Origin of the sequence: Streptomyces sp. NPDC007808 (genome assembly GCF_042868655.1) — a bacterium.
Taxonomy (GTDB): domain Bacteria; phylum Actinomycetota; class Actinomycetes; order Streptomycetales; family Streptomycetaceae; genus Streptomyces.
This window is the reverse complement of record NZ_JBIAEQ010000004.1, coordinates 455,214-473,223: the sequence shown is the minus strand read 5'-3', so window position 1 is coordinate 473,223 and position 18,010 is coordinate 455,214. Positions and strand designations below refer to the sequence as shown.

Sequence of the window (18,010 nt, the reverse complement as noted above, 5' to 3'; positions counted from 1 at the left end):
ACTGATGGCCGGAAGAGCCGAGCGTCGGCTCGCAGTACCCAACTGCTGATTCCGTACGGCGACTTGACCGGGGGGTGGCAAGGGGCGTGCAGCAGCACCGCGCACACCGCACGCGTCCGGCCGCCGTCGTGCTCTCCGCGCTGCTCGCGGTCCTGACCTTCCTGCTGCCGGTGTCGGCCAAGTCGGCGTCCCGCCTGTCCTCGACGGGCACGGCCACGACGGCGACCGCGCAGGCATCCGCGACCGCCGACGCGCAGCGACCCGTCACCGTGGCGCACCTCGCGCTCGCCCACGCCCATGCCCAAACCCCCGCCGTGCCGTACCCGGCCCATGGCTTCCTGGGCCCCGGCACCGGGGAGGCAGCCCCGCACCGCGCTGTCGGCGGCCCCGGGGTGGCCGTGGTGGTCGCGGCCGCGGGAGCGAGCCGGGGCGGGCACGTGTGCCGGCCGCGCGGACCGCCGTCCCGATGGAGCACCGAAGTCCGTACCGACGCCTGACCGCTCGCCTCCGCGCCCGGCGCAGACGTCGGTTCCGTCTGCCTGCCCATCGTGGAGAACCCATGTCCCGCGCGCCCATGTGGCGGGCGATCGTCGCCCTAGGTGTGATCGCCGCGTCGCTCTTCTTCGCTCTCACCCAGTCCGCCCGCCTCGGCCTCGACCTGCGCGGCGGCACCCAGATCGTTTTGGAGACCAAGGACTCACCCGACGTCGACGCCGATCCCGAATCGACCCAGCGGGCCCTGGAGGTGCTCCGCCAGCGGGTCGACGCGCTCGGCGTGTCCGAGCCGAGCCTGTACCGGTCCGGACAGCAGCGGATCTTCGTCGAGCTGCCCGGCCTGCAGGACCCGCGCGAGGCCGCCGACGTCATCGGCCGCACCGCGCAGTTGACCGTCCACCCGGTGCGGGGCGTGACGGACGAGCAGGGGGAGAAGAAGGGGAAGCCGGCCGAGGACGGCTCGCGCACCCTGGCCGACCCCGACCAGAAGGGGGCGTACCTCGAACTCGGGCCCACCGCCCTCACCGGCGAGGGCGTCAAGGACGCCGAAGCGGTGCTCGACCAGCAGACCATGTCGGGCTGGATGGTCAACCTGACCTTCCGCGGGCAGGCAGGCGAGGACTGGGCACGGATCACCGGAGCGGCGGCCTGTGCCCCGCAGGGCGCCCCGGAGCGGCGCGTCGCCATCGTCCTGGACGGCAAGGTCCTCTCGGCACCCGGCGTCAACGCGGACGTAGCGTGCAAGGTCGGCATCTCCGGCGGCTCCACGCAGATCACCGGCGACTTCGGCCGGGACGAGGCTCGCGAGCTGGCCGCGCTCGTCAAGGGCGGTGCGCTGCCGTTGCCCGTGGAGATCGTGGAGCAGCGCACCGTCGGCCCCACGCTCGGTGCCGACGCCATCGCCGCCAGCGCCCAGGCCGCGATCATCGGGCTGGCCCTGACGGGGCTGTTCATCCTCGTCGTCTACCGGCTGCTCGGCGCCCTGGCCACCCTCGCGCTCGCGCTGTACGCGCTGATCTCCTACGCCGCGCTGGTCGCCCTGGGTGCGACCCTGACACTGCCCGGACTCGCCGGTTTCGTCCTGGCGATCGGCATGGCGGTGGACGCGAACGTGCTGGTCTTCGAACGTGCCCGTGAGGAGTATCTGGGAGTCCGCGCTCTGAAGTCGTCCTCGGCGCATCTGGACAAGCCGCTGCGCACCGGCTTCGCCAAGACCTTCAGCGCGGTGGTCGACTCGAATGTGACCACGCTGCTCGCGGCCGGGCTGCTCTTCTTCTTCGCCACCGGACCCGTCAAGGGCTTCGGCGTCACGCTCTCCATCGGTGTCCTCGTCTCGATGATCTCGGCCCTGGTGATCACCCGGGTCCTCGCCGACTTCGCGATCCGGCGCCGCTTCGTGCGCGACCGGCCCGGCCTGACCGGGATCACCTCCACCGGCCGCGTGCGTACCTGGCTCGCGCACCGCAACCCCCGCCTGGTGCACCACCGGCGCCGGTGGCTCGGCGGCAGCGCGCTGCTGATCGTGGTCGCCGTCGCCGGAATCGGCCTGCGCGGACTGGACTTCGGGGTGGAGTTCACCGGCGGGCGCCTGGTGGAGTACAGCACCAGCAGGCCCGTGGACGTGGACGCGGCGCGGGCGGCGGTCACCGACGCCGGGTTCCCGCGGGCGGTGGTGCAGGAGTCAGGCGACGGGGACATCTCGGTACGCACCGGTGAGCTGAGCAACGACGAGCAGCACACGATCAGAACGGCACTGGCGAAGGAGGGCGGCGAGGTCACCGTCGAGCGGGACGAGTTGATCGGCCCGAGCCTCGGCGACGAACTGCGCCGGCACGCGCTCATCGCGCTCGGCATCGCCGTCGCGGCTCAGCTGATCTACCTCAGCGTGCGGTTCCGGTGGACGTTCGCCGCCGCGGCGGTCTCGGCCATGGTGCACGACGTGCTGCTGGTGGTGGGCCTGTTCGCCTGGCTCGGCAAACCCGTCGACAGCGTCTTCCTGGCGGCCCTCCTCACGGTCATCGGGTACTCCGTCAACGACACCGTCGTGGTCTTCGACCGGGTGCGCGAGGCGCGCCGCCGCGAACCGGCGGCGGACCTGGAGACCACCGCGAACAAGGCCGTCGTCCAGACGCTGCCACGCACGGTGAACACCGGTATGGGCGCGCTGTTCATCCTGGCGGCCCTGGCCGTACTCGGCGGTGACTCGCTCGCGGACTTCTCGGTGGCGTTGATCGCGGGCGTGGTGATCGGCATGGCGTCGACGGTGTTCACCGCCGTGCCGATCGCCGTGCAGCTGGAGGGCAGCCATCCCGCACCGCCGGTGCGCCCTGGGCGCGGCCAGGACAGGGGGGCGCGCGGTCCCCTGGAGCGAGGCGGACGGGCGCGGGACTCAGGCGCCGTGGTCTGAGGACACGCGAAGGCTCGCGGGGAGGACGCGGAGGGCCGCTATTCGGTGCGCAGGGCCGTCGCGGTGCGGGCACCGGCGGCCCAGCCGGCGGGCGGGAGTGCGCCCAGGGTGGCGATGAGCAGGCCGCCGAGTGCGAGGGGGAGCAGTTCGGCCACGCCGTAGACGGCGATGACGGAACCGGGTAGGCGCAGTCCCACACTGTCGCCCATCGCGGGCACGACCCAGCCGTGCAGGGTCACGCCGAGCGGCACACCCGCGGTGCCCGCGACCAGTCCGGTCACGATGACCGAGGTGAGGACCATCGTGACGGTCTGCCGGGGGGTCATGCCGAGCGCCTTGTGGACACCGATCTCCCGGACCCGTTCACGGGTGTCGAGCAGCACACCGTTCAGCACGCCGAGCGCGGCGACGGCGACGAGCATCAGCGTGAGGATCAGGGACAGCGTGTTGAGCGTGACGACCATGTCGCCGCCGGTGTCGAGGCCGCCGGCCCGAGCGGTGGCCCCCAGCGGGGCCAACTCCCTGTTCAGCGCGTCGACATAGCCGGTCACGTCGGTGCCTGCCGTGAGCGCGATGTGATGACTCGTCTCCGTCAGGTCGGGATGGGCGGCCGTGAGGGTCGAGGCGTCGGTGAAGACCTGCATGCCGTCGTTGCGGGGGTCGAGGACCTCGCCGACGATCCGGGCCGTGACCGGTTCGGCCAGGCCGTTCAGGGTGACGGTGTCACCGACGCGGGTGCCGGTGGCGGTCAGGAAGGGGGTCGGGACCACGGCCTCGCCCGGCTTGTCGATCCAGCGGCCCGAGACCATCGTGTAGCCGCCCCAGGAAGCGTCGCCGGTGAAGGCGATCACGTCGACGACGCCGGTCAGGCCGGACACGGCCGCCCGTACCGTCGAGGCGCTGTAGTACTTCCCGGTTCCGGCGGCGGCCTCGATGTGCGCGACGACCGCGGCGGGATCGGCCTCGGGCCGCTTCCCGGGGGCAAGGCCCCCGGGTCCGAAGTCCGGCGGGGGCGCAGGGACGACGACATCGGCGGTGTCGTGAGCTCTGGCTTCCATCACCTGGTCGAGCGAGGCGCCCATCCCCACGGTGAACGTGACGGCGACGGTGCCGAACAGGATCGCCGTGCCCATGGCCAGCGCGCGAACGGGCCGCGCGAAGGGTCGGGCCAGGCCCAGCGCGACCGGCTGCGGCAACGGCAGCCGTCCGGCCAGGCGGACCGCCCACCGGCCGCGCCTCGCCGAAGCGGTGCGCCCGACGGCGAGCGCGTCGACCGTACGCAGCCTGCCGGCCCGCCAGGCACTCGCCCACGCGGTCGCCGCCACGAGGCCGAGCACCCCGGCGATCACCGCCAGGTCGACCCAGGGGGTGACGGCCAGGGACGAGGTGCCGTAGACCTCCTGGGCCTCGGCCAGTACCGGAACGGCGAGCAGGTGGCCGGCGAGGACACCGAGGACCGTGCCGACGGCGGCCGGGATCAGCGCCTGGCCCACGTAGGCCCGCACGACCTGGACCGGGGTGAAGCCGACGGCCTTGAGGATGCCGATGCGGCGCGTTCCCGTGCCGACGGCCGACGCGACGACGTTGCCGACGATGAGCACCGACATGACCAGGCCCAGGGCGCCGAACGCGGCGAGGAACGGAACGTACAGGGCGGTGTCCCGCTCGGCGGACTTCCGCACGGTGAGCCATGACTGCTCGCCGACCGCCGATCCCGGCGGCAGGGACCGCGTCACGGCCCTGCCGCCCGCGGTGATCCGCGCGGCCGTGCCCGCGTCGGTGAAGCGGTAGAGCATCTGGTAGCCGCCGCTGCCGGGTGCGGTGAGCGCCGGCATCTGGGACGGCACCACCCAGGCGTCGGCGGTCCGCGTGACCGAGCGGGCCACACCGACCACCGTCAGCGCCGGACGGCCGGGCAGACCGGTGAAGGCGACCTTCGTGCCCATGGTCGGGATGAGCGAGGAGTCGGCGGACAGCACGATCTCGCCGGAGCGCATGGGCCACCGCCCGTCGAGCAGTGCCACCTCGTCCACGTCCCGGCCGGGATCGCCCCGGCCGACCACGGTCATCGGCCACCCGGGGCCCGTCTCACCCGACCGCGGGGTGACCGTCACCGCGCGGAACGGCCCGGCCGCGCTGCTCACCCCCTCGGCGTCCCTGGACTTCGACAGCTGCCCGGCACTCACCTTGCCCGCGTCGAACCGCAGGGACAGATGCGCGCCGTGCTGCTCGGCGAAGGCGTCGTCGAAGGGCGCGCCGGACACCACGAGCAGCGTTCCGCCGAGGACGGAGGCGGCCACCGCCATCATCGTGGCGAGCCCGATCACCAGCGTCTGCACCCGGCGTCGCCCCACCCCCGAGCGCACCACCCTGCCGAGCGCGCTCATCGGACGGCCTTGGGGGTGACGGTCTGTGAACCGAGGGCCTGTGAGCCCTCGTTGCGCGTCCGGAGGCCCTGTGGCCCGACGTCCTGCGGCCCGACGTCATGCGACCGGACGTCTTCGGTGATCCGGCCGTCGGCGATCCGGATCGTACGGTTCGTGCAGGACCGGGCCAGAGCCAGGTCGTGGGTGACCACGACGACGGTCTGGCCCTCACCGTTGAGGCCGGCGAGCAACCTGCTGACGTCCTGCCCTGCGGCCGTGTCCAGGGCCCCGGTCGGCTCGTCGGCCAGCAGCAGTGCCGGCCGGTTCATCAGCGCCCGGGCCACCGCGACGCGCTGCCGCTCGCCGCCGGACAGCCGCCCCGGGTAGGCACGGGCATGCCGGTCGATGCCCAGCAGTTCCAGGAGTTCCGCCGCGCGGCGGTCCGCCTCGCCACGTGCCGTGCCCGCGAGACGTGCGGGCAGGACGACGTTGTCGGTGACGGTCAGATCGTCGAGCAGGTTGAAGAACTGGAAGACCATGCCGATCCTCGACCGCCGGTGGAGCGCCGATCCGGCTTCGCCCAGCCGGTCCACCCGCACGCCGTCCACGGTGACGGTCCCCGCGTCGGGCCGGTCGAGGCCCGCGATCAGATTGAGCAGGGTGGACTTGCCGCTGCCGGAGGGGCCGAGGATCGCGACGGCTTCGCCGGGCTGCACGGTCAGCGACACCTCGTGCAGAGCGGGCGGAGAGTCGTCGTACCGACGGCTCACCTCGCGCAGTTCGAGCACCGGCATGGTCATGAAAGGCTCCTCGATCACGGGCAGTTGGCTGCATGAACGCTAGGAGCGGGCCCGGCCCGCGCGCGTCCCCCGCCCGGACCCATCGCGGTACCGCGCCCGGACGAGCCCCGGGAACGTCATCCCTGCGATGTAGGCGGGTGGAGTATCCGGTGCGGCGGAAATGACCGCCGGGACGGACTCCGCGGATCGGCGCGGCGGCGACAATGAGCCGGTGACGGACTCACGTGCGACGCTGCGCCGGCTGCGGGAAGCCGCCCGCCGGGCGGTCCGCGACGCCGGCCTCCCGAGCGGTCCGCCGCCGCGGCCCACCCGGCGCGCCTGTCAGTTCGACGCGGTGGTGGCACTGGTACTCGGAGCCGCCACCGTCTACTACGGCATCGACAACGTCGACGTCGTCGTGGTGCGGGAGATCGCGCCCGGCGTGCAGTACGTGATGCCGCGACCGTCCGGCCCGGGCGGGGCGGCCTTCATGGTGACCCTCGCGGTCATCGCCTCGGGTGCCCTGGCGCTGCGCCGCCGCTACCCGCTCGCGGTGCTGTGCGTCGTGACGGCCGCGACACTCGCGACGCCGCAGAGCGTGATGCGGCTGACCTTCTACGCGTTCGTCATCGCCGTCTACAGCGCCGCCGTGTACAGCCCGTACCGGGTGGCGACCCTGGCGGCGCTGCCGGTGTCGGTCGTCCTGGTCGGCACCTCGGGGAACTCGGTGACCCCGATCGTCCCCACCGCATACATCGCGCTGCTGATCCTGATCCCGATGTCCGTGGCCGCCGTCGGCCTGCGTACCTGGAGGCTCCGAACCGACGAGGGCCGCGCCCGGCTCTCCGCCCTGGAACGTGAACAGGCCGAGGCGCTGCGCCGGGCCGTCGAGCACGAGCGGGCCAGGATCGCCCGCGAACTGCACGACGTCGTCACACACAACGTCAGCGTGATGATCATTCAGGCGGGCGCCGCCCGCAAGATCATGAAGACCTCCCCGGAGCAGGCCGGCGAGGCGCTGCTCGCCGTCGAGGCCGGCGGGCGGGCGGCGATGACCGAGTTGCGCCACGTCATGGGACTGCTCACCCCGGCCGACGAGGGCGAGGGGACGGACACCGGTGCGGACCTGGCCGACCCGGCCGCCGAGTTGGCCCCGCAACCCGGCCTGGACCAACTGGAACGGCTGGTCGGACGGGTCCGGGCCACCGGACTGCCCGTCGGCCTGACGGTGACCGGCGAGCCCCGTCCGCTCCCGCCCGGCCTGGAACTCGCCGCGTATCGCGTGGTCCAGGAAGCCCTGACCAACACGGTGAAGCACGCGTCCGGCGCCACCGCCGCCGTGACCGTCGAGTACGGCCCGCAGCGGCTCCGGGTGGAGGTCACCGACACCGGTGGGCACCCGGTCGGGACCGCCGGAAGCGGTAGGGGCCTGATCGGTCTGCGGGAGCGCCTCGCCGTCCACGACGGAACCCTGAACACCGGCCGACGCCTGACCGGTGGCTTCCGTGTGGAGGCCCTGATCCCCTTGGAGACACCGTGACCGAGCCGCTGCGGGTGCTCCTCGCCGACGACCAGACCCTGGTCCGCACCGGCTTCCGACTGATCCTCGGCGCCGACGGCATCGACGTCGTGGCCGAGGCGACCAACGGAATCGAAGCGGTCGAAGCGGTCCGCCGCACCCGTCCCGACGTGGTCCTGATGGACGTCCGGATGCCCGAGATGGACGGTCTGGAGGCCACCCGCCGCATCCTCGGCGGCGCCCCCGGCGAGCCCCGCGTCATCATCCTGACCACCTTCGACCTCGACCGGTACGTCTACGCGGCACTGTCCGCCGGGGCCAGTGGCTTCCTCCTCAAGGACGTCACTCCTGAGCAGCTGACCGCGGCCGTCCGCACGGTCCGTACCGGCGACGCTCTCCTCGCGCCCGCCATCACCCGCCGTCTCGTGGAGCGGTTTGCCGCAGCTGAACACCGACACAGCACCCGGCGCGGCAGCGGCGACGTGGCCCTCCACCGCGACCTCGCCTCGCTCACCCCGCGCGAACTGGAGGTCTTCGGCCTCCTGGCCCGCGGGCTGAGCAACGCCGAACTCGCCGCGCGCCTCCACCTGGCCGAGACGACCGTCAAGACGCACGTCGCCCGCATCCTCGCCAAGCTCGGGCTCCGTGACCGTGTCCAGGCCGTCGTCGTCGCCTACGAGACAGGGCTGGTCAGCGCCGGCGAGCACGAGGCGGCCGGGCAGTCGACCGAGCCGGCGTAGAAGCCGGCCGGCGCGGCGTGCGGACGGTTGGGTCCGAGGGCCGCGTTTCCCCGTCGGGCTCCTCGGCGTTTCCCTGACGTAGACCTCTATCCAAGGAAGTCCGGATATGCCCCGTCCTGCTCATATCGCCATGATCGGCACGCCTCTGGTCGGCCATGTGCTGCCCAGCCTGGAGATCATCCGTGAGCTGGTGGCCCGCGGTCATCGCGTCACGTACGCCACCGCCGCCTCCGTCGCCGAGCTGATCGCCCCCACCGGCGCCGAGCTGGTCGGCATCACGTCCATCCTTCCGGTCGCCGAGCGCGACTGGCCGCAGGATCCCATCGCCTCCGCCTCCCTCTTCCTCGACGAGGCGATCGCCGTACTCCCCCAGCTGCGCGCCGCGTACGACGGCGATCCCGCCGACCTGTACCTCTACGACGCCGGCGCGCACGCGGGTCGCGCGCTGGCCGAGGCGCAGGGCCGCGGCTGCGTCCAGCTCTCCTCGGCGCACGTGGCCTGGGAGGGGGCCCAGGAGGAGATCGGCGCGGCTCTCGCCCGGTTGCCCGGAGGGCTCGCCCACCGCGCGCGGTTCGCTGCCTGGCTGATGCGGTGCGGTGCGACGACCACGAACGTGGAGGAGTTCACCGGCCGCCCGCGGCGCGTGCTGGCCCTGATCCCGCGTGCCATGCAGCCGCATGCGGACCGGGTCGACAGCGAGGCGGTGACGTTCGTCGGCCCGTGCTTCGGCGCCGGTCAGGAGCAGGACGGCTGGATGCGGCCGGCCGAGGTGCGGAAGGTGCTGCTGGTTTCACTGGCCGACTCCGGGGGCCTCGGGGCGCGGGAGGTCCACCACCGGTGTGTGGCGGCGTTCGCGGATCTTCCGGGCTGGCATGTGGTGCTGCAGACGGGCGGTGGCGGCGAGGTGGTCGAGCGCGTTCCCCGCAACTTCGAGGTGCGGCCGTGGGGGACGCCGTCGACGATCCTTGAGCAGGCCGATGTGTGGGTGACGCACACCGCTGTGGGCAGCTGCGGTGCGGGCCTGTACGCCGGGGTGCCGATGATCGCCGTACCGGACGGGCCCGACCAGGGCCTCCACGCCGACCGGCTCGTCGACCTGGGAGTCGCCCGCCGGGTCGACGCCGCGGACCTCACGGCGGCGGCGTTGCGTTGCGCCCTCCTGGAACTCATCGGCGACCCGCAGGTCGCCGCCCGTTCGGCGTGGCTGTGGTCCGAGGTGCGCGCCGAGGGCGGCACCCGCAGGGCCGCGAACGTCATCGAGGGACAGCTCGTCGAGGACAGGGTGGGCTGCTGACGGGGAGCGGGTGCAAGCTGGAAGGGGGGCCGCCCGGTCGTCCCGGTCGCGCACTCGGGACGCGCGGTCCCGCCGCTTCGATGGAGCTCCCTCGGGCTCGGCAGGAGGGAAGCGAGATGACGGATCAAGTCAGCACCGGTACACGCTGGCACCTGCTCGGTGACTGGTTCGACGTGTGCAAGTGCGCCATACCGTGCCCCTGTACGTTCGCCCAGCCCCCGACCTACGGCGACTGCGAAGGCGTGCTCGTGTGGCACATCCGGGAAGGCAGCTTCGGTGACGTGCGGCTCGACGACCTCAACGTCCTGATGCTCGGCTCGTTCGTCGGCAACCCCTGGGCCGGTACGCACACCGACCCCTACGCCGCGGTCTTCCTCGACGAGCGGGCCGACGAGCAGCAGCGGCGTGCGCTGGGGGCGATCTTCGGCGGTGAGGCGGGCGGGTGGCCGGCGCAGTTCGGGGAGATGTTCCACCCCGAGATGCGCGGCATGGACTTCGCCCCCGTCCATGTCGAGATCGACGAGGACCTCGCCACCTGGCGGGCCGAGGTCCCCGGCCGGGTGACCGCCACGGCCGAGGCACTCACCGGCCCGACGACACCGGACGGCGCACGCGTCCAGGTGCACAACGCCCCGGGTGCCGAGGTCGGGCCGGGTCAGGTCGCCACCTGGGGCCGGGCCACCGCCGACCGCGTCGACGCGTTCGGCTTCTCCTGGGAACGCTCGGGGAAGTCCAGCAAGCACTTCCCCTTCGAGTGGAGCGGTCCGGAGTAGGCGGGACTTCGCGGACACGGGCCGGGAGGCCGGCCGGCTGGGTCACGCACCTGCCATCGACGGCATCGACGCCCGCAGTCCCGGCAGCAACCAGTCCTGGAACGGGGCGAGCACGGCGAGCACGAGGAACGTGACGCCGACGACCCGGGCGAGCAGCGGACCACGGGACCACAGCTTCTCCACGAAGATCACCACGGCGAGTGCGGCCATCGCCGCCACGTTCATCACGCCGAGCGGGATCAGGACGACCATCAGTCCCGCGCAGCAGCCGACGCAGTAGGCGCCGTGGTGGACTCCCACCCGCAGGTCACGGGCCGGCCGCCGGAATCCGGCGTACCGCACCAGGTGACCCATGGGGTCGCGGCAGTGCCGCAGACAGACGTACTTCAGCGGGCCGAGCTGGTAGAGGCCCGCGAGCAGGAAGGCCACCGCGCCGATCCAGCGCCCGGCGGACGGATGGTCGTCCACCAGCCCGCCCGTGAGGGCCAGGGCCGCGTGGACGAGCAGGCCGAAGGCGGTCCACACCAGCAGGTACCCGCCCACGAACTCGATGGTGCGCGCGGTCCGCGTCCAGCCGGAGGACTGCCGGCCGATCCCGCGCACCCAGGTGAGGGCCACCGGCGCCATGGACGGCAGCATCATGGCCGCCGTCATCGTCACCCACAGCAGCAGGAACAGCGGCAGGGCGACCCCCATCGTGCCCGGTTCGACGCCCATGTCCCGGGCCTGCCCGAGCGTCAGCGCCCAGGCGGGCACCGCGATCAGGACGATCAGGAACCAGGCTCCGGCGAGATCCCTGGCCGGCAGCAGTCCTCCGCCCGCTCCGGTCGGCGCGGGGGACCGGGCGGAGGCGAAGGCGGCGGTCCGGCTGTGGCGCATCGGCGTGTACTCCTGGCTGATTCCAGGACAGCACGCATCCGGCCGCGGCGCGACCGCCCCCCGGGGCCTCGGCCGGTGCGTCACCAGGCCAGGGCGTCGGCCATGGTGGACTGCCAGTGCGAGACACGGATCGAGTCGTCGACGTACACGCCCTTCGCGGGGAGCGACGGACGGGCGGCGGAGCTCGTGCCCTTGCCGAAGTGGACCGTGAGGGACTTGGCGGTGTAGCCGTTGGAGCCGCTGCCGTCCGCCGCCGAGAGAAGGACGCTCGCGTAGCCCGACTCGCCGGGGGCCAGCGTGACCACCGCCTGCGGCTTGGAGTCCTCGAAGGCCGGCGGGACGGACTGGGCCCCGCCGAACTTGACCGCCGGGTAGCCGGTGAGGTCGCAGTTCTTCGAGCCGGTGTTGGTGACGGTGAGGAGAAGGTGGTTCAGGGGGCGGGTGACCTCCGTGGCGGTCGTCCGGGTGGCGGCGCTCGTGCACGGGCCCGAGACGGGCTCCGGGTCCTCGGAGCCCTCGGCACCCGACGACCCCGCGGATCCCGACGAGCCCGTGGATCCCGACGAACCCGCGGAACCCGTCGCACCGCCCGAACCCGTCGCACCGCCCGAACCCGCAGCACCGTCGGCCGAACCCCCGGCGGAGGCTCCCCCGCTCGCCTCGGCGGAGGGTGTGCCGGAAGCCGTGGACGCGGATCCCGTCGAGGGGCCCTCGTCCCGGACGCCTGCTCCGCCGCCGCACGCCGTCAGTGTCAGCGTGGCGGCCGTGAGCGCGGCGGCGAGGAGCGTACGGGTGCGGTGGGTGCGTGTGGACATGTGAATCCCCAGATGCGGTAAGGGTGTTGACGCAGGCCGCTCGACCGGGTGCCGAAAGCGGCGTGCTTGGATGGCCCAAGCTTGTGCAGCGATCCGTCCCGACCGCCACGGCTGCCGGGGCATCAGGGACGCTGGAATGCCTGTGACAGCTCTGACCTGGGGGAATGACCTGCCCCTGGAACGGGGGCCCGGAACGTGGGCAGAGGGAGGAACGGTGGCGGGGGACGAGTTCACGGAGTTGTTGGGCCGGTTGAAGGAGCGGTCCGGACTCAGTTACGGGGTGCTCGGGAAGCGGCTGCACACGAGTGCGTCCACGCTGCACCGGTACGTCAACGGGGATGCCGTACCGACGGACTACGCGCCCGTGGAACGGTTCGCGCGGGTGTGCAGGGCGACGCCCGAGGAACTGGTGGAACTGCATCGGCGGTGGGTTCTGGCGGACGCCCGGCGGGGGCAGAAAGCCGGCGGGGCCCCTGCGGAGGACGGACCGCGGGAAGCGGTTCGGGCCGGGACCGAGTCGGCGAAGGGCGGGTCCGGGGCGGACGGGCCCGAAGCGGCCGCCGAGGCCGTTCCCGAGGACGGGCCGAGGCCACGGGCGGAGGCCCCCGTGGCGCGGCGGCGTACCGTCGCCCTGACCGGGGCCGCCGCGGCCGCCGTCCTCGTCTCGGCGGCGCTCGCGGTGAGCCTCGTGCCCGGCGGGGGCGAGGACGACCAGGGTGGGAAGCGGACCGTGGGAGCTGCCTCCCGGTCCGTCGACTCCGGCGTCACCGAGCCCGATGCCTCCGAGTCGGCCGACGCGAAGGGCGGATCGGCCTCGCCGTCCGCCTCGCGCAGCGGCAGCCCCACGGCCGCCGGTTCGGTGTCCGCCTCGCGCGGCGGTGGGGGCGGGGCGGCCCGGGGCGGGGGTTCCGAGGACAGGGCCACCGCACCGGCCGTCACCGTCAACCCGTACAAGTGGGAGGACCCCTGCAGTCAGCACTACCTGGTCGACCGGAAGCCCGAGCAGGTGCCTCCGCCGCCGGGTGAGCCGGACGCGCGCGGGTGGGTCCACGCCCTCGGCGGGGTCGCCGCCGGGCAGCAGATGCTCGCGGTCAACGTGCAGGGCACCGGGGCCGCCACCGTCGTCCTGGACGATCTGCATGTGCGGGTGGTGGAGAAGAGCGAGCCGCTGGCCTGGAACGACTTCGAGATGGGCGTCGGATGCGGTGGCGGCGTGGAGACGACGGCGTTCGAGGTGGACCTCGATGCCGGGCGGCCCGCGCTCTCCCCCAAGGCCGGTCAACGCGACTTCCCGTACCAGGTGAGCGAGTCCGACCCCGAGGTCTTCCACATCTTCGCCGACGCCCGTGCCTACAACGTGAGTTGGTACCTGGAGCTGGACTGGTCCAGCGGTGACCAGCAGGGCACCGTACGCATCGACGACCACGGCAAGCCGTTCCGCACGAGCGGCAACGTGGGACGGCCCGCGTACACCTATCCGCTCGGTTCCTCCGAGTGGGGGCGCAACGAGTACGCCCCCGAGATCCCCGGCTGAGGTGATCGCCGACTCGCGCGGCCGATCACCCTCGCGGAGGTGATCGCCGACCGGCTGACGTCACGGTCCTCGGGCGTTCGCCGCTGTCCTGCTCCGGTGCGCGCTCCTACCCGCGCGGCAGGGGAAAGTCTGCCATGGCGGGACCACATCCTCGTGCCTGCCGGAGTTAGGGTTGTCGCACCGGGTGGGTGGTGCCGGCTCCTTGGGAGCACGGGTGCCGTGGACGCCCGGTCTGTGGCCGTGCCCCCGAACGAAGGTGCCATGCCGGCTGACAACGCCCCGGTCAACGGGAACCTCGACGACGACGACTACCCCGCGTTCACCATGGGGCGGGCCGCCGATGTTCTCGGCACCACTCCCGCCTTCCTCCGGGCCGTCGGAGAAGCCGACCTGATCACTCCCCTGCGCTCGGAAGGCGGCCACCGCCGCTACTCCCGCCGCCAGTTGCGTATCGCCGCCCGCGCCCGTGAGCTCGTCGACCGGGGGACTCCCGTGGAGGCCGCGTGCCGCATCGTCTGGCTGGAGGACCAGCTGGAGGACGCCCTGCGCCAGAACCGGGACATGCGCCGGGAGCTGGACGAGCGCGGCACGGATATCTAGTCCCGCCGCTGCAGAATTACCTGGTCCGGCGGGATGAGAATTCCTGATCGATCACGAAAACCACTCGCCGGATTCAACCCGACGTGTGTTAGCGTGATAGCAGTTGCAGTTTTGGTTGCCAGAGATTTGATTCTTTGCAGAGCTTTCCGGATTCTTCCGGAGGGGTGATCATCGCGGCGACTCGGATCCGTAAAGTGCGGAATCCGGCACTGCCCCCCAAGGGAGATTCAATATGGCATCTGGCACCGTGAAGTGGTTCAACGCGGAAAAGGGCTTCGGCTTCATCGAGCAGGACGGTGGCGGCGCTGACGTGTTCGCCCACTACTCGAACATCGCCACCAGCGGCTTCCGCGAGCTTCAGGAAGGCCAGAAGGTTACCTTCGACGTCACGCAGGGCCAGAAGGGCCCGCAGGCCGAGAACATCGTTCCCGCCTGACGCTGACGCGCACCACGTGACTGGGGCCCGCACTCTAGGGGTGCGGGCCCCAGCTCATTGCTTTCCATAGACCTCCGGATTCCCGGATTTTTCACTCTTGCGAAAAGCCCCGGCCACAGCGCCGTGCGGGCTTGCTTCGCATGTCTGTCGGCCCATTCGCGTGAATCCTCGTGCGGCTCGCACCGCCGGAAGGAATTCCTCGATACGCCGCATCGAGGAAGGTTCCCTCCATGAACCGCACCCCCCGCCGTACCGGCCGCGGCTCCGGCCACGTCCGCGCCCAGGAGAAGGGCCGACAGAGCCGGCGTTCGGACACCGGGCGCAACAGCGGCCCCAAGGCACGGGCCGCGACACGCCCACAGGAGTTCGCCCTCCCTGTCACGCTCACCGAGCCGCTCCCACCGGTCGCCACGTTCGCCGAGCTGGACATGCCCGCACGTCTGCTGACCGCGCTGGGCGCCGAGGGCGTGACCGAGCCCTTCCCGATCCAGGCGGCCACGCTGCCGAACGCCCTGACCGGTCGGGACGTGCTGGGCCGCGGGCGCACCGGCTCCGGCAAGACCCTCGCCTTCGGCCTGCCCGTGCTGGCGCGGCTGGACGGGCAGCGGGCCCAGCCCCGGCAGCCGCTCGCCCTCGTCCTCGTACCCACCCGGGAACTGGCGCAGCAGGTCACCGACGCGCTCGCCCCCTACGCCCGCGCCCTGGGCCTGCGCCTCGCCACCGTCGTGGGCGGCATGGCGATCGGCCGTCAGGCGAGCGCGCTGCGCGGCGGCGCCGAGGTCGTCGTGGCGACACCCGGCCGCCTCAAGGACCTCATAGAGCGGGGCGACTGCCGACTGGACCAGGTCGCCGTCACCGTCCTGGACGAAGCCGACCAGATGGCCGACATGGGCTTCATGCCGCAGGTGACCGCGCTGCTCGACCAAGTGGGCCCCGACGGCCAGCGGTTGCTGTTCTCGGCCACCCTGGACCGCAACATCGACCTCCTGGTGCGCCGCTACCTCCACGACCCCGTGGTGCACTCGGTCGACCCGTCCGCGGGTGCCGTCAGCACCATGGAGCACCATCTGCTGCACGTGCACGACGACGACAAGCACGCCACCGCGACCGAGATCGCCGCCCGTGACGGGCGGGTGATCATGTTCCTGGACACCAAGCACGCGGCAGACCGGCTCGCCAAGCATCTGCTGTCCGTCGGCGTACGCGCCTCGGCCCTGCACGGCGGCAAGTCCCAGCCCCAGCGCAACCGGACGCTCGCCCAGTTCAAGGACGGCCATGTGACGGCCCTGGTGGCCACCAACGTCGCCGCCCGCGGGATCCACGTCGACGACCTCGACCTCGTCGTGAACGTCGACCCTCCCGGCGACCACAAGGACTACCTGCACCGCGGCGGCCGTACCGCCCGCGCCGGCGAGTCCGGCACCGTCGTCACCCTCGTCCTGCCCCACCAGCGCCGCGCGATGGACCGTCTGATGGCCGACGCCGGCATCACCCCGCGTACCGCCCGGATCCGTCCCGGCGAGGCCGAACTGCAGCGCATCACCGGCGCCCGGACTCCCTCCGGTGTGCCCGTCACCCTCACCCCACCGGCCACCGCCGCACAGGGCGCGCGCACGGACTCCCCCGACGCGAACCGGCGGGGGCGGGGTTCGGGTCGCGGCAGGCGGGGCCGAGCCGCCGGCGGCGGGGCCGGGCGGGGCGCCTCCAGGACCCGGCGCTCCGCGCCGAGGAACAACGCCTAGCCCGTACGCGAGATCCGCTCTCCGCGGTCGGCACGTACCGCCGTTCGTCCTCACCGACCCGACGGACCCGACGAAGAGGAGAGACCCTCGCGCCGGTCGCCGACCGGCCGCAGCACAGTCGATCCCATCCGTGTTACCCCCCAACCCCGTGGAGGCAGCCATGCGTTGTGTCATCGCGAGTTTCCCCTTCGACCTGGTCAAGGGTGAGGTCGAGCAGTCGATGAGCGGCGTCGAGCCCGAACCGGTCACCGGTGTGTCCGTCACCATCGGACGCCGGGTCTATCCCGTGATGCAGGTCGGGGAAGTGATCACCCGGCAGGACCGTCGCGACTTCACCTCGGGCGAGATGCGCCGGGCACTGACCCGACTCGGCTTCACCTGCCACGACGCGCCTCCCGTCGCACCGGCCGCGCAGGTACGGCCTGACGAGGGTGCACTGGGCTGGTGACGGCTCGATTGCTGCCGCTGCGCCGACACCCCTCGTCGGACTAGGCTCCTGAGGCATGAAGCGCCCTGACCACCTGCTCGCCACGATCGCCGCGATGGTGGAGTCGCAGCACACCAGTCGGATGTCCCTGACCGTGGTGATTCCGGGAGCCGTCATCACGGGACGGCTGGCCCCGGAAGCCCTCTGGAAGGAACGTGTGGCCGAAGTCCTGCGGGACTCCGAGCACCTGGGACGGTTCGCCGCCGCCTTCACCCCGCCCGAAGGCGGCGGCGACCGCCGCCCGGAGCACGACGACGGCCCCACCCACCTCCACTTCCACATGGCCCGGATCCTCCAGGGAAGCTTCGGCATCCCCGACACGGGAGGCATGTACCGCGTCGCGCTGGAGGACGTGAGCGCGTGGACCGTCGGGGACATCGGCTACTCGGACCAGTGAGGCCCGCGGGCGTCCTCGGGCGCCACGGAAGCGAACGGCCAGGAGCCGCTCGGGACGGGACCGGGGAACGGACGTCACCGGCGCCTCGGCCGGCGACGGCTCCCCGGACGGGGCACACACCCACCGGATGCCCGGGGGCCGCGCGTCGTCCCACCCGGTGCGTCGGTCGCGGCGGCCCTCCGGTCGCCGGCCACCGCCGCGGGTCCGCGCAACCCGCTGACGGCCGCCCACGTGCCGGCGCTCGCCGAGGCCGGTTCGAGGGCGGCGCCGTGTGAGGCGCGGTTCTCCGTGTGAGGGCCGGAGGATGTGGCACCCGGTACACGGGCGGGCCGTACCCGCACCACGTCCCGGGGGGCGGTTCGGCAAGGAGCCGCGACCGGTACGTGGGCGGTACGGCCCGCACCGCCCTGGACCGGTACGGCCCGCACCGCCCGGTTGTCGCCGCCGGGTGCCGCTGACGGCGGAACGCGCCTCGCCCCCGCAGTAGTGCACCGCGCCGGGGGTATGTGCGCCTTCGGGGCTTCCGTGAGACGGCCGGCCCCTTCGGGCCTGCCCCGAGACGGGTCCCCAACCGCGCCGGGCCCGCGTGCCCCGGTGCCGCGCTGCGGGCGCTGTGGTTCCCCGCCGCCCGCCGAGTTGTCCGTGAACTCCTCCGGGATTGTCCGTGATCGGTAACGGACGCATCCCGTGGCCGCATTCCCTCGTCCTGCCAGGTGGCCGCAAGTCGGCCGAGGGTCGGTGAGGAAC

At 72.6% G+C, this 18,010-nt stretch carries 16 protein-coding genes; 12 read left to right on the top strand and 4 right to left on the bottom strand.

From position 1 onward, the window contains the following. Nucleotides 1-86 precede the first annotated feature (86 nt). A complete protein-coding gene (locus ACFYNL_RS17960) occupies nucleotides 87-497 on the top strand; it encodes a hypothetical protein (RefSeq protein ID WP_388803880.1) in 411 nt (136 codons plus the stop codon). Nucleotides 498-559: 62 nt separating this feature from the next. Then, nucleotides 560-2,902: a protein translocase subunit SecD gene (gene secD / locus ACFYNL_RS17955; RefSeq protein WP_388803877.1), complete on the top strand. Its 2,343-nt coding sequence runs from the start codon at nucleotides 560-562 to the stop codon at nucleotides 2,900-2,902. A gap of 38 nt (nucleotides 2,903-2,940) precedes the next feature. Here the strand turns inward: secD and ACFYNL_RS17950 are convergent, their stop codons facing one another. Then, on the bottom strand, nucleotides 2,941-5,289 hold the full coding sequence (locus ACFYNL_RS17950; protein WP_388803874.1) for an ABC transporter permease: 2,349 nt from the start codon (nucleotides 5,287-5,289) through the stop codon (nucleotides 2,941-2,943). After that, on the bottom strand, nucleotides 5,286-6,068 hold the full coding sequence (locus ACFYNL_RS17945; RefSeq protein ID WP_388803871.1) for an ABC transporter ATP-binding protein: 783 nt from the start codon (nucleotides 6,066-6,068) through the stop codon (nucleotides 5,286-5,288). Before ACFYNL_RS17945 ends, ACFYNL_RS17950 begins: the two co-directional genes overlap by 4 nt. Before the next feature lie 160 nt (nucleotides 6,069-6,228). On the opposite strand from ACFYNL_RS17945, the gene ACFYNL_RS17940 reads away from it, so the two are divergent. The 4 genes from ACFYNL_RS17940 (at nucleotide 6,229) to ACFYNL_RS17925 (ending at nucleotide 10,373) form a co-directional block, all read left to right on the top strand. After that, nucleotides 6,229-7,587, top strand: a complete 1,359-nt coding sequence (locus ACFYNL_RS17940) for a sensor histidine kinase (protein ID WP_388803868.1) — start codon at nucleotides 6,229-6,231, stop codon at nucleotides 7,585-7,587. After that, the gene (locus ACFYNL_RS17935) at nucleotides 7,584-8,306 is read left to right on the top strand and encodes a response regulator (protein ID WP_388803865.1); all 723 of its coding nucleotides are present in this window, start codon (nucleotides 7,584-7,586) and stop codon (nucleotides 8,304-8,306) included. Before ACFYNL_RS17940 ends, ACFYNL_RS17935 begins: the two co-directional genes overlap by 4 nt. A 106-nt stretch (nucleotides 8,307-8,412) precedes the next feature. Further along, complete coding sequence (locus ACFYNL_RS17930) at nucleotides 8,413-9,600, top strand: macrolide family glycosyltransferase (protein WP_388803862.1); 1,188 nt, start codon at nucleotides 8,413-8,415, stop codon at nucleotides 9,598-9,600. Between the two features lie 116 nt (nucleotides 9,601-9,716). Beyond that, nucleotides 9,717-10,373, top strand: coding sequence for a DUF1326 domain-containing protein (locus ACFYNL_RS17925; protein WP_388803859.1), 657 nt, complete (start codon nucleotides 9,717-9,719; stop codon nucleotides 10,371-10,373). Between the two features lie 42 nt (nucleotides 10,374-10,415). Here the strand turns inward: ACFYNL_RS17925 and ACFYNL_RS17920 are convergent, their stop codons facing one another. Both ACFYNL_RS17920 and ACFYNL_RS17915 read right to left on the bottom strand, forming a co-directional pair. Beyond that, nucleotides 10,416-11,252, bottom strand: a complete 837-nt coding sequence (locus ACFYNL_RS17920) for a DUF2182 domain-containing protein (protein ID WP_388803855.1) — start codon at nucleotides 11,250-11,252, stop codon at nucleotides 10,416-10,418. A gap of 80 nt (nucleotides 11,253-11,332) precedes the next feature. Continuing rightward, nucleotides 11,333-12,067, bottom strand: a complete 735-nt coding sequence (locus tag ACFYNL_RS17915; RefSeq protein ID WP_388803852.1) for a DUF4232 domain-containing protein — start codon at nucleotides 12,065-12,067, stop codon at nucleotides 11,333-11,335. A gap of 214 nt (nucleotides 12,068-12,281) precedes the next feature. On the opposite strand from ACFYNL_RS17915, the gene ACFYNL_RS17910 reads away from it, so the two are divergent. From ACFYNL_RS17910 to ACFYNL_RS17885, 6 genes are all read left to right on the top strand, one after another. Further along, a complete protein-coding gene (locus tag ACFYNL_RS17910; RefSeq protein WP_388803849.1) occupies nucleotides 12,282-13,601 on the top strand; it encodes a helix-turn-helix domain-containing protein in 1,320 nt (439 codons plus the stop codon). 261 nt (nucleotides 13,602-13,862) lie between these two features. Continuing rightward, nucleotides 13,863-14,201, top strand: a complete 339-nt coding sequence (locus ACFYNL_RS17905; RefSeq protein ID WP_388803846.1) for a MerR family transcriptional regulator — start codon at nucleotides 13,863-13,865, stop codon at nucleotides 14,199-14,201. 232 nt (nucleotides 14,202-14,433) lie between these two features. After that, nucleotides 14,434-14,637 carry a cold-shock protein gene (locus ACFYNL_RS17900; RefSeq protein WP_007383480.1) on the top strand — a complete coding sequence of 68 codons (204 nt, stop codon included), beginning with the start codon at nucleotides 14,434-14,436 and terminating at the stop codon, nucleotides 14,635-14,637. A 230-nt stretch (nucleotides 14,638-14,867) separates the two neighbouring features. Beyond that, nucleotides 14,868-16,379 (top strand): DEAD/DEAH box helicase, encoded by a 1,512-nt coding sequence (locus ACFYNL_RS17895; RefSeq protein WP_388803843.1) that lies wholly within the window; start codon nucleotides 14,868-14,870, stop codon nucleotides 16,377-16,379. Nucleotides 16,380-16,539: 160 nt separating this feature from the next. Next, nucleotides 16,540-16,827: an SCO5918 family protein gene (locus tag ACFYNL_RS17890; RefSeq protein ID WP_388803840.1), complete on the top strand. Its 288-nt coding sequence runs from the start codon at nucleotides 16,540-16,542 to the stop codon at nucleotides 16,825-16,827. A 55-nt stretch (nucleotides 16,828-16,882) separates the two neighbouring features. Beyond that, complete coding sequence (locus ACFYNL_RS17885; protein WP_388803837.1) at nucleotides 16,883-17,263, top strand: hypothetical protein; 381 nt, start codon at nucleotides 16,883-16,885, stop codon at nucleotides 17,261-17,263. The last annotated feature ends 747 nt before the right edge of the window (nucleotides 17,264-18,010 follow it).

Coding starts and splice junctions, on each gene's coding strand:
- secD (WP_388803877.1), top strand. CDS start 560: ATGTCCCGCGCGCCCATGTGGCGGGCGATCGTCGCCCTAGGTGTGATC.
- ACFYNL_RS17950 (WP_388803874.1), bottom strand. CDS start 5,289: ATGAGCGCGCTCGGCAGGGTGGTGCGCTCGGGGGTGGGGCGACGCCGG.
- ACFYNL_RS17945 (WP_388803871.1), bottom strand. CDS start 6,068: ATGACCATGCCGGTGCTCGAACTGCGCGAGGTGAGCCGTCGGTACGAC.
- ACFYNL_RS17940 (WP_388803868.1), top strand. CDS start 6,229: ATGACCGCCGGGACGGACTCCGCGGATCGGCGCGGCGGCGACAATGAG.
- ACFYNL_RS17930 (WP_388803862.1), top strand. CDS start 8,413: ATGCCCCGTCCTGCTCATATCGCCATGATCGGCACGCCTCTGGTCGGC.
- ACFYNL_RS17925 (WP_388803859.1), top strand. CDS start 9,717: ATGACGGATCAAGTCAGCACCGGTACACGCTGGCACCTGCTCGGTGAC.
- ACFYNL_RS17920 (WP_388803855.1), bottom strand. CDS start 11,252: ATGCGCCACAGCCGGACCGCCGCCTTCGCCTCCGCCCGGTCCCCCGCG.
- ACFYNL_RS17915 (WP_388803852.1), bottom strand. CDS start 12,067: ATGTCCACACGCACCCACCGCACCCGTACGCTCCTCGCCGCCGCGCTC.
- ACFYNL_RS17905 (WP_388803846.1), top strand. CDS start 13,863: ATGCCGGCTGACAACGCCCCGGTCAACGGGAACCTCGACGACGACGAC.
- ACFYNL_RS17900 (WP_007383480.1), top strand. CDS start 14,434: ATGGCATCTGGCACCGTGAAGTGGTTCAACGCGGAAAAGGGCTTCGGC.
- ACFYNL_RS17895 (WP_388803843.1), top strand. CDS start 14,868: ATGAACCGCACCCCCCGCCGTACCGGCCGCGGCTCCGGCCACGTCCGC.
- ACFYNL_RS17890 (WP_388803840.1), top strand. CDS start 16,540: ATGCGTTGTGTCATCGCGAGTTTCCCCTTCGACCTGGTCAAGGGTGAG.
- ACFYNL_RS17885 (WP_388803837.1), top strand. CDS start 16,883: ATGAAGCGCCCTGACCACCTGCTCGCCACGATCGCCGCGATGGTGGAG.